This is a genomic window from Paenibacillus lentimorbus NRRL B-30488 (assembly GCF_000411595.1).
GTDB lineage: Bacteria > Bacillota > Bacilli > Bacillales > Bacillaceae > Bacillus > Bacillus velezensis.
This window is the reverse complement of record NZ_ANAT01000016.1, coordinates 45,168-54,921: the sequence shown is the minus strand read 5'-3', so window position 1 is coordinate 54,921 and position 9,754 is coordinate 45,168. Positions and strand designations below refer to the sequence as shown.

General features: G+C 44.6%; 14 protein-coding genes. 13 read left to right on the top strand and 1 reads right to left on the bottom strand.

Going from position 1 to position 9,754, the window contains the following annotated elements:
- Window positions 1-172: 172 nt before the first annotated feature.
- The 13 genes from D368_RS09775 (at window position 173) to rsmI (ending at window position 9,414) form a co-directional block, all read left to right on the top strand.
- On the top strand, window positions 173-367 hold the full coding sequence (locus D368_RS09775) for a sigma factor G inhibitor Gin (RefSeq protein ID WP_004264749.1): 195 nt from the start codon (window positions 173-175) through the stop codon (window positions 365-367).
- A 148-nt stretch (window positions 368-515) separates the two neighbouring features.
- Window positions 516-1,130 (top strand): 5-bromo-4-chloroindolyl phosphate hydrolysis family protein, encoded by a 615-nt coding sequence (locus tag D368_RS09770; RefSeq protein ID WP_128574756.1) that lies wholly within the window; start codon window positions 516-518, stop codon window positions 1,128-1,130.
- 15 nt (window positions 1,131-1,145) lie between these two features.
- On the top strand, window positions 1,146-2,264 hold the full coding sequence (locus D368_RS09765) for a toxic anion resistance protein (RefSeq protein ID WP_128574755.1): 1,119 nt from the start codon (window positions 1,146-1,148) through the stop codon (window positions 2,262-2,264).
- Window positions 2,265-2,341: 77 nt separating this feature from the next.
- Window positions 2,342-3,775 (top strand): aminotransferase class I/II-fold pyridoxal phosphate-dependent enzyme, encoded by a 1,434-nt coding sequence (locus tag D368_RS09760; protein WP_128574754.1) that lies wholly within the window; start codon window positions 2,342-2,344, stop codon window positions 3,773-3,775.
- Entirely contained in the window at window positions 3,772-4,410 is a 639-nt protein-coding gene (gene tmk, locus D368_RS09755; RefSeq protein WP_004264737.1) for a dTMP kinase, read from the top strand. Before D368_RS09760 ends, tmk begins: the two co-directional genes overlap by 4 nt.
- Before the next feature lie 70 nt (window positions 4,411-4,480).
- A complete protein-coding gene (darA, locus tag D368_RS09750; RefSeq protein WP_004264734.1) occupies window positions 4,481-4,810 on the top strand; it encodes a cyclic di-AMP receptor DarA in 330 nt (109 codons plus the stop codon).
- 12 nt (window positions 4,811-4,822) lie between these two features.
- Complete coding sequence (locus tag D368_RS09745) at window positions 4,823-5,263, top strand: YaaR family protein (RefSeq protein WP_029974647.1); 441 nt, start codon at window positions 4,823-4,825, stop codon at window positions 5,261-5,263.
- A gap of 11 nt (window positions 5,264-5,274) precedes the next feature.
- On the top strand, window positions 5,275-6,264 hold the full coding sequence (gene holB / locus D368_RS09740) for a DNA polymerase III subunit delta' (protein ID WP_128574753.1): 990 nt from the start codon (window positions 5,275-5,277) through the stop codon (window positions 6,262-6,264).
- A 2-nt stretch (window positions 6,265-6,266) separates the two neighbouring features.
- Window positions 6,267-7,094 (top strand): competence/sporulation regulator complex protein RicT, encoded by an 828-nt coding sequence (gene ricT, locus D368_RS09735; RefSeq protein ID WP_004264723.1) that lies wholly within the window; start codon window positions 6,267-6,269, stop codon window positions 7,092-7,094.
- Between the two features lie 14 nt (window positions 7,095-7,108).
- Window positions 7,109-7,468 (top strand): replication initiation-control protein YabA, encoded by a 360-nt coding sequence (gene yabA, locus D368_RS09730; protein WP_004264720.1) that lies wholly within the window; start codon window positions 7,109-7,111, stop codon window positions 7,466-7,468.
- Window positions 7,469-7,528: 60 nt separating this feature from the next.
- Window positions 7,529-8,272, top strand: coding sequence for a tRNA1(Val) (adenine(37)-N6)-methyltransferase (locus D368_RS09725; protein WP_029974652.1), 744 nt, complete (start codon window positions 7,529-7,531; stop codon window positions 8,270-8,272).
- Window positions 8,259-8,558 carry a GIY-YIG nuclease family protein gene (locus D368_RS09720; RefSeq protein ID WP_029974654.1) on the top strand — a complete coding sequence of 100 codons (300 nt, stop codon included), beginning with the start codon at window positions 8,259-8,261 and terminating at the stop codon, window positions 8,556-8,558. Before D368_RS09725 ends, D368_RS09720 begins: the two co-directional genes overlap by 14 nt.
- Complete coding sequence (rsmI, locus tag D368_RS09715; protein WP_128574752.1) at window positions 8,533-9,414, top strand: 16S rRNA (cytidine(1402)-2'-O)-methyltransferase; 882 nt, start codon at window positions 8,533-8,535, stop codon at window positions 9,412-9,414. Before D368_RS09720 ends, rsmI begins: the two co-directional genes overlap by 26 nt.
- Here the strand turns inward: rsmI and D368_RS09710 are convergent.
- A complete protein-coding gene (locus tag D368_RS09710) occupies window positions 9,409-9,753 on the bottom strand; it encodes an AbrB/MazE/SpoVT family DNA-binding domain-containing protein (RefSeq protein ID WP_486129250.1) in 345 nt (114 codons plus the stop codon). The genes rsmI and D368_RS09710 overlap by 6 nt on opposite strands.
- Between the last annotated feature and the right edge of the window lies 1 nt (window position 9,754).

Here is a 9,754-nt window from a genome sequence, read left to right as displayed (position 1 = left end):
TATCATTTCGGTAAAGGCAGCTCATCATGAGCTGCCTTTTTGTTTTGAATAAAAACAAAACAAACACCGAAATACGGGAACGCCCATATACTAATTGCAAACTTCAAAAAGATCCAAATTGTGTATACAATCAACAGCTTAAGGGAAGGCTATTCATACGGAGGTGGGCAAAATGAATGAAACGTCCGGCCATGAAGAAACATGTATTGTGTGTGAAACCAAGAAAAGCAGGGGAATCCATATTTATACGAAATTTATATGTTTAGAGTGTGAGAAGAAAGTAGTTTCCACTCCGACCTCTGATCCGAATTATGAATTTTTCGTTCGTAAACTGAAAAGCCTTCATACACCGACGTTATATTCTTAACCCTGAAAAGGGTCTTTTTTTTGCCTGAAATCAGAGGAGTTTTTTCACTTTTTATAAAAGAACTGATACGATAAGAAGAGGAACTTGTTTAGACATGGAATGTAATAGATAATACTGATAAAAGTGAATAAATAGGAGTCGATCAAGTATGAAACCGTTTATTCAATATATGAAATGGACATTTTGCGGGAGCACAGTTTTTGTATTAGCCGGGATAACCTTCTTTATGATAGGACATCAGCCTTTTCTGTATTCACTTTTATACGGGGCAGCCGGCGGAGCCGCAGTCAGTGCGTCCGGCTTGTGGAATGCGAAGCGTCTCTTTTTAAAAAAACACCGGCTGACAAGAAAAGAATATGCTTATATCAAGGAAAATCTTGAGGAAGCAAAGGGTAAAATCATCCGATTACGCAGGGCGCTTTTTCGCTCTAAAAGTATACAAATGCTGAAGCAGAATGCAGAGATACTGCGGATAACCCGACGAATATATCTGCTCACAAAGCAGGAGCCGAAGCGTTTTTATCAGGCAGAGCGTTTCTATTATCAAACGCTTGATTCTGTTGTGGAACTGACGGAAAAGTATGCTTTGCTCTCATCACAGCCGCGAAAAAATAAAGATTTATCAATGTCCTTGAGTGAGACGAGGATGACTCTGGCGGAGCTTTCCAGAAGGCTGGAAGAGGATCTTCATGAACTGATGAAGGAGGACATCGACAACCTGCACTTTGAATTAGATATGGCAAAGCATTCACTGAGAAAATAAGAAAGGAAGAAGGAAATGGCCAAAGACCGTTCCGACGACAGTATGGGCGCCCAAAATGACCAGACTCATCTAAAGCTTGCAGATACGCTGCCGGAAGAAAAAAGAGAAGCGGCACTTCAGCTCGCTGAAAAACTGGACCCTGGGAACATGCAAAGCATTGTTCTGTTTGGTTCACAGGCGCAGGCGAATCTTCTGGAATTTTCCCACACGATGATAGAGCACGTGCAAAGAAAAGATGCAGGAGAGATGGGACAGATATTGGCTGATCTGATGCTGAAGCTTGACCAGGTAAACCCCGATGATCTGCAGGTAAAGAACAAAGGATTTTTCGCCCGGCTGTTTAAAAGGGTATCCGGATCTGTGCAGGAAGTGCTTTCGAAATATCAAAAGACAAGTGTGCAGATTGACCGTATCAGCAGAAGGCTGGAACATTCTAAAAATGTGCTGTTGAGTGACAATAAATGGTTAGATCAGCTGTACGCCCAAAATAAACAATACTTTTCTGATTTAACTATGTATATAGCAGCGGGTGAATTAAAATTAGATGAGCTGAAAACAAAGCTTATTCCCGAAGCGGCAAGAAAAGCCGAATTACGAGAACACAATCAAATGGACGCGCAGGAAGTGAATGATCTTCGCCAGTTTGCCGACCGTCTGGATAAGAGGGTGCATGATCTGCTGCTGAGCAGGCAGATTACGCTTCAGAGTGCGCCGCAAATCCGTCTGATTCAAAACACGAATCAGGCACTGGCAGAGAAAATTCAGTCCTCCATTGTTACGGCTATTCCTTTATGGAAGAATCAAGTCGCCATCGCGCTGACGCTTATGAGGCAGCGGAGTGCGGCAGATGTGCAGCAGAAGGCGTCGGATACGACAAATCAATTGCTGCTGAAAAACGCCGAACTTCTGAAAACAAGCACAGTCGAGACCGCCAAAGCCAATGAGCGCGGACTTGTTGAGGCAGACACCCTCAAAAAAGTGCAGGAAAGCTTAGTCAGCACACTTGAAGAAATCATGTCTATTCAAGAAGAAGGCAGGATGAAACGCAGGCGTGCCGAGGAGGAGCTTGTTATCATGGAAGGCGATTTAAAAAAGAAGCTGCTTGATATGAGGTCCGGCCGGGATAACGGCTAGATGGCAAAAAGTCTTAGCTTTAAGTTGGCTCGCAGGCACGATATAATAAGAAAGACAGGCAAAGGATTTGTTTAAAAATGGACACACCTTTATATACAGCGCTGATGAAGCATGCGCACCGAAATACGTATTCTTTTCATGTTCCGGGACATCACAATGGAGATGTCTTTTTTGATGAAGCCAAATCTGTATATCAATCTCTTTTATCTATTGATATGACTGAGATCACGGGTCTTGATGACTTGCATCACCCGGCGGGGGTCATTAAGGAAGCGCAGGATTTGGTGAGCAGATTGTACGGCTCTCAGGAAAGCTTCTTTCTCGTCAACGGAACGACCGCCGGCAATCTGGCGATGATTTTAGCTGTTTGTGAACCGGGTGAACCCATTCTGATCCAGCGTAATTGTCACAAGTCTGTTTTCCATGCGGTGGCATTGGCCGGAGCCAAGCCGGTTTATTTGGCGCCGGAAATCGATGAAAACATGCATGTGCCGGCACTTGTATCCCTTTCAGTCATCGAAAAAGCGCTGGCGTCATATCCGAACGCGAAAGGACTTGTTTTGACCAATCCGACTTATTACGGACACGCCGCCGATTTGACTGCGGCAGTTAAAAAAGCCCATTCATACGGTGTTCCTGTACTGGTGGATGAGGCTCATGGGGCTCACTTTGTGTTAGGCCAGCCTTTCCCGCCTTCATCATTGGCTATGGGGGCGGACGCCGTTGTTCAATCGGCTCACAAAACGCTTCCGGCTATGACGATGGGATCTTACTTTCATTTAAACAGCACCCGAATTGACAGAGATCGATTAACTTATTATGTAAGCAGTTTGCAAAGCAGCAGCCCGTCATACCCGATTATGGCATCTTTAGATACGGCGCGTGCTTATGTGCAGGACATTGCTGAAAAAGGGACACTTCCCGTCCATATGGAGCACATTGAGAAAATCAAACGAAGGTTCGCATCAATTTCTTCTATTGAAATAATCGAGCCTTCCGGATATGGGCTGCGGGCGGACCCGTTAAAATTAATACTTCGGTCAAAGCTCGGACATTCCGGCTATTCATTACAACGCATTTTGGAGAGTGAAGGCATTGTTGCCGAGCTGGCTGACGAGTACCAAGTATTGCTCGTACTGCCGATTGGCGGCCGGCGGATGATAGAACAGGCAGCCGTAAGAAACATACAGCAGAAACTGGAGAATACACCGCCCGATAAATTGCCGGATGCCGTGAATTGGACATTTCCGTCCATTTCGACACTTGAATATCCGCAAAATGAGATGCGGAAGTTTACAAAAGAGCCTGCAGATATAAATAAGGCGGCCGGGCGCTTGCATGCTGGGAACATTATTCCTTATCCGCCCGGAATTCCGCTGATCATGGACGGAGAGCGGATAACAGAAGAGATCGTACAAAAGCTTTCCCGTTTGATCGGCATGGACGCGCATATTCAAGGCTTGTTAAACGGGGAACAATTACTTGTCTATACAGAAGAGGAGAAATCATGAGCGGTTTATTTATAACATTTGAAGGTCCTGAAGGTGCAGGGAAAACGACTGTGCTTCAGGAACTGAAAGAGATTCTGTCGGCAGAGGGGCTCCCGGTGACAGCGACAAGAGAACCGGGCGGCATCGACATTGCGGAACAGATCAGAGAAGTGATCTTAAATAAAAACAATACACTGATGGATGCAAAAACGGAGGCGCTGCTTTACGCCGCGGCGAGAAGACAGCATTTAACCGAAAAGGTGCAGCCTGCATTGAAAGAAGGGCGCATTGTGCTGTGTGATCGTTTCATCGACAGTTCGCTGGCTTATCAAGGCTATGCGAGAGGGCTCGGCATTGATGAAGTTCTTTCTATCAACCAGTTTGCAATCGGCGATACGATGCCTGATGTCACCATCTATTTTTCTATTGAGCCGGAAGAAGGGTTGAAACGGATTACGTCGAATGATTCAAGAGAAAAGAATCGTCTCGATCTTGAGGCCCTGCACTTTCACACGAAAGTACGGGAAGGATACCAAAAGGTTATGCAGCGTTTTCCGGAAAGATTCCATACAATCGACGCATCGAAAAAGAAGGAACTCGTCATTCAGGACGCACTTCAAGTGATAAATGAAGCATTGAAAAAAATTCAGTTGTGACCTGTTTCTCATAAGTTGCTATAATGAATGTAACGACAATGTTCTTTCCAACCTAAAGGGGGCCTAGAGAATGAAATTAATAGTGGCAGTGGTGCAGGATCAGGACAGCAACAGGCTTTTGAAAGTATTAACCGACCACAACTTCAGGGTGACGAAGCTTGCGACAACAGGCGGATTCCTTAAATCAGGCAATACGACGTTTATGATCGGGGTGGAAGATATCCGTGTCGATAAAGCGCTCAGCCTCATTAAAGAGAATGGCTGTAAACGTGATCAGATGATTGCCCCGGTATCCCCGATGGGCGGGAATGCGGATTCCTACGTTCCATATCCCGTCGAAGTGGAAGTCGGCGGAGCGACGGTCTTTGTCCTCCCGGTCGATGAATTTCATCAATTTTAAGGATTTGACGACGTGAAAATAAATTCTGACTTACGTACATTTATTGAGAAAAAGCAGCAGCCTGCTTATAAAGCGGCAGAGCTTTCCGGAACGTTTAAAAGTTCAATGGACAGCCAAAGCAGCAAGCTGAAATTTGATCAGCTGAGCAGGTTCTTAACGGATATAGAAACGTTCGGGAAAAGGCTGACGAAGTCGAGAAACTTCAAAGACTTAGCGAAATTCAAAGGATTGGTAAAACGTTTTGTAAAAGAGGCCGTAGACAGCGGATTATCGCATGAGACGGTGAAAAGCTTTGACCTGTACGGCAGCAGCCGGACCCTGGGGCTTGTGAAAGAAATAGATGAAAAACTGCTTCAGCTGACGGAAGAAATGTTAGATCAGGAAAAACCGGCAATTGATTTGCTGGATCGAATCGGAGAAATAAAAGGTTTATTGATTAACCTTTACACATAGAGAGTGATACAATGGCAATATCATGGAAGGAAATGACCGGGCAGCAGCCCAGAGTGATGCGGCTTTTGCATAACAGCATTGAAAAGAAAAGGCTTTCTCACGCATATCTGTTTGAAGGCAAAAAAGGTACGGGCAAATTGGATGCCGCACTGCTTCTCGCAAAAAGCTTTTTTTGCCTTGAAGACGGGACTGAGCCTTGCGGAGAGTGCCGGAACTGTAAGCGTATCGAATCCGGAAACCATCCCGACCTGCATGTGGTTCAGCCCGACGGATTATCCATTAAAAAGGCTCAGATCCAATCGCTTCAGGAAGAGTTTTCCAAAACGGGGCTGGAATCGCATAAAAAGCTGTACATTATATCCCATGCGGATCAAATGACGACAAATGCGGCAAACAGTCTGCTGAAGTTTTTAGAGGAGCCGAGTCAAGACACCATCGCAATTCTGCTTACTGAGCAGCTCCACCGAATACTGGATACCATCGTTTCGAGATGTCAGGTTCTTCCGTTTCAGCCGCTTCAGCCGAAAGCCATAGAAGAAAGACTGATTGAACAGGAAGTGAGCCCTCACATGGCCCGGCTCTTAGCAAATATGACAAATAATATTGCGGAAGCAGTCGAATTAAGTCGAAATGATGAGTTTGCAGAGTCCAGAGCGAAAGTGATAAAATTGTATGAAGTCTTACATCAGCGGAAAGGACATGCCTTTTTCTTCATTCAGGATCAGTGGGTGCCCTTTTTCAAAGAAAAAACCCATCAAGAAATGGGTCTTGATATGCTCTTATTGATATACCGTGATGTATTATCCATCCAAATTGGAAATGAAGATAAACTGATTTATCAAGACTTATTCCAATCAATAAAACAGCATGCGCTGCAATTTACACAACAAAGCGTTACGAACCAAATTCTCGCTGTTTTAGAAGCAAAAAAACGGCTTCATTCCAATGTGAATGTGCAGGGATTAATGGAGCACTTGGTGTTAACGTTGCAGGAGGGATAAGCTTGTACAACGTAATAGGCGTCCGCTTTAAAAAAGCGGGGAAAATTTATTATTTTGATCCGAACGGATTTGATATAGAACAAGACAGCTGCGTCATTGTTGAAACCGTAAGAGGTGTCGAATACGGGCAGGTTGTCATCGCAAATAAACAAGTGGACGAGCATGATGTTGTGCTTCCGCTTCGAAAGGTCATTCGCGTTGCTGATGAACGCGATCTTCTCATTGTAGAAGAAAACAAACAGGAGGCCCTGTCCGCTTTTGAAGTCTGTCAGAAAAAAGTGGCTGACCACGGCTTAGATATGAAGCTGGTTGATGTTGAGTTTACGTTTGACCGAAATAAAGTCATTTTTTACTTTACGGCAGACGGACGGGTTGATTTCAGGGAATTGGTCAAAGACTTGGCTTCTATCTTTAAAACGAGAATCGAATTGCGCCAAATCGGGGTGAGGGACGAGGCGAAAATGCTCGGCGGTATCGGACCATGCGGGAGAATGCTTTGCTGCTCCACGTTCCTCGGTGATTTTGAACCGGTGTCCATCAAAATGGCGAAGGATCAAAATTTATCGTTGAACCCAACGAAGATTTCCGGTCTGTGCGGCCGTTTGATGTGCTGTTTGAAGTACGAAAATGATGAGTATGAGACGGCAAAAGAACAGCTGCCGGATTTAGGCGAAATGATTACGACGGCAAACGGCCCCGCAAAGGTTGTCGGTCTTAATATTCTGGAACGGGTGCTTCAGGTGGAACTGAAGAATCGTGAAAAAGTGATAGAATATACTTGGGAAGAGCTCTTGGAAGAGGGCGTCGTATCCGCACAAACCACAGATTAACGAGGTGTGGAACCTTGGATAAAAAAGAGTTATTTGATACTGTCATAAACCTGGAGGAACAAATCGGTTCGCTGTACCGTCAGCTGGGTGACTTAAAGCAGCATATCGGCGAAATGATTGAAGAGAATCACCATCTTCAGCTTGAAAATAAGCATTTGCGTAAGCGGCTTGATGACACGACGGAGCAAATTGAGAAATTCAAAGCCGATCAGAAAGAAACAAAAACACAGAAGGCAGAGCAGAGTGATATAGGAGAAGGGTACGACAATCTGGCCCGGCTGTATCAAGAAGGCTTTCATATTTGCAACGTCCATTATGGGAGCGTCCGCAAGGGAGATTGCCTTTTTTGTCTGTCCTTCTTAAATAAAAAATAAGGAAAAGGCTTCCGCTGATGTCGGAAGCCTTTTTCAAAGAGTGCCGAAAGGAATAAGATTATGGTTTCATTACGTGATGATGAAAGATTGGATTACTTATTAGCAGAGGATATGAAAATAGTACAGAGTCCGACGGTTTTCGCTTTTTCATTAGATGCCGTGCTGCTGTCTAAGTTTGCATACGTTCCGATTCAAAAGGGGAACATCGTTGATTTATGCACGGGGAACGGCATTGTGCCGCTTTTGCTCAGCACAAGGTCAAAAGCCGATATCACCGGGGTTGAAATTCAGGAACGCTTGTATGATATGGCGCTCCGAAGCGTGGAATACAACGGGCTGGGCGGTCAGATCCGTCTCATTCATGATGATCTGAAAAATATGCCGGAAAGACTCGGACATAATAAATATGATGTTGTCACCTGCAATCCGCCTTATTTTAAAACACCGAAAGAGGCGGAGCAGAATCTGAACGAGCATCTCAGAATCGCAAGGCACGAAATCCTTTGCACGCTTGAAGATGTGATTTCCGTCAGCAGCAAACTGCTGAAGCAAGGCGGAAAAGCGGCTCTCGTTCATCGGCCGGGGAGGCTTTTGGAAATCTTTGAACTAATGAAAGCGTACCGAATAGAACCGAAACGGGTTCAGTTTATTTATCCGAAACAAGGTAAAGAAGCGAATACCATTTTGGTTGAAGGAATTAAAGGCGGCCGCCCTGATCTCAAAATTCTTCCCCCGCTCTTTGTATACAATGAACAAAATGAATATACGAAAGAGATCCGCACGATTTTATATGGAGACAAATAGTCATTTCTTTTATGTGCTGCTGTGCAATGACAACAGTCTGTATGCCGGTTATACAAATGATCTGCAAAAACGGCTGAAAACCCACAATGAGGGAAAGGGCGCGAAATATACAAGGGCGAGAAGGCCGGTTTCGTTATACCATGCGGAATCATTTGAAACAAAACGGGAAGCGATGCAGGCGGAATACCGTTTTAAGCAGCTGACCCGAAAGAAAAAAGAGCAATATATAGAAGAAAAACGACGCAGCAAGGAGGCTGTATATGTTAAGACGCCAGATGAGTTTTAACGGAAAATCTGAAATGGGAACTCTGTACCTTGTTCCTACACCGATCGGCAATTTGGAGGACATGACCTTTCGTGCAGTAGAGACGCTGAAATCGGCCGATGTCATAGCTGCCGAAGATACGAGACAGACGAAAAAGCTGTGCCATGTTTATGACATAGAAACATCTCTCATCAGCTATCATGAACATAATAAAGAAAGCAGCGGCCATAAAATCATTGAATGGCTGAAAAGCGGAAAGAATGTGGCATTGGTCAGTGATGCCGGTATGCCGACAATTTCCGACCCGGGGGCTGAGATTGTGAGAGATTTCACCCAAATCGGCGGATATGTCGTTCCGCTTCCGGGTGCAAATGCGGCATTAACCGCGCTGACCGCATCAGGGATCACCCCGCAGCCGTTTTTCTTCTACGGATTCTTAAACAGACAGAAAAAAGAAAAGAAGAAAGAACTCGAACTCCTGAAAAAACGGCAGGAAACGATGATATTTTACGAAGCGCCGCACAGATTAAAAGAAACATTAACAGCAATGCATGACGTTTTGGGGAATCGAACCATCGCCGTCACGAGGGAATTAACGAAAAAGTACGAGGAATTCATCAGAGGAACCATCGCCGAGGTGGTTGAATGGGCAAATGAAGATCAAATCCGCGGTGAGTTCTGTCTCGTTGTCGAAGGCAATCAAGGCGCTGAACCGGATGAAGAGGAAAAGCCTTGGTGGACGGAGCTTTCTGAGAAAGAACATGTGGAGCATTACATAAATGAAGGATCTTCTTCCAAACAGGCCATAAAACAAACAGCGGTAGATCGGGACGTACCGAAACGCGAGATTTATGACGCTTATCACATTCAATCATAAAAAAAACCGTTCTTGTGTCGTAACAAGAACGGTTTTTGTATGAAATAGCTTATTTTGGTTTTGAAGCTGGTTTTGAATTTCAGAGATGATTTGCTCAGCGCCTTCTTTGCTGAGTACCAATTTGCCGCCGGCAAGTTTAAGGTTATCATCAGAAACTTCACCAGTTACTTGGCAAGTCATGTTTGGTTTATATTTTTTAAGGATGATTTTTTCATCATCAACATAAATTTCAAGAGCGTCTTTTTCTGCGATGCCCAGTGTACGGCGAAGTTCGATAGGGATAACGACGCGTCCAAGTTCATCAACTTTACGTACGATACCAGTAGATTTCATTAACAGT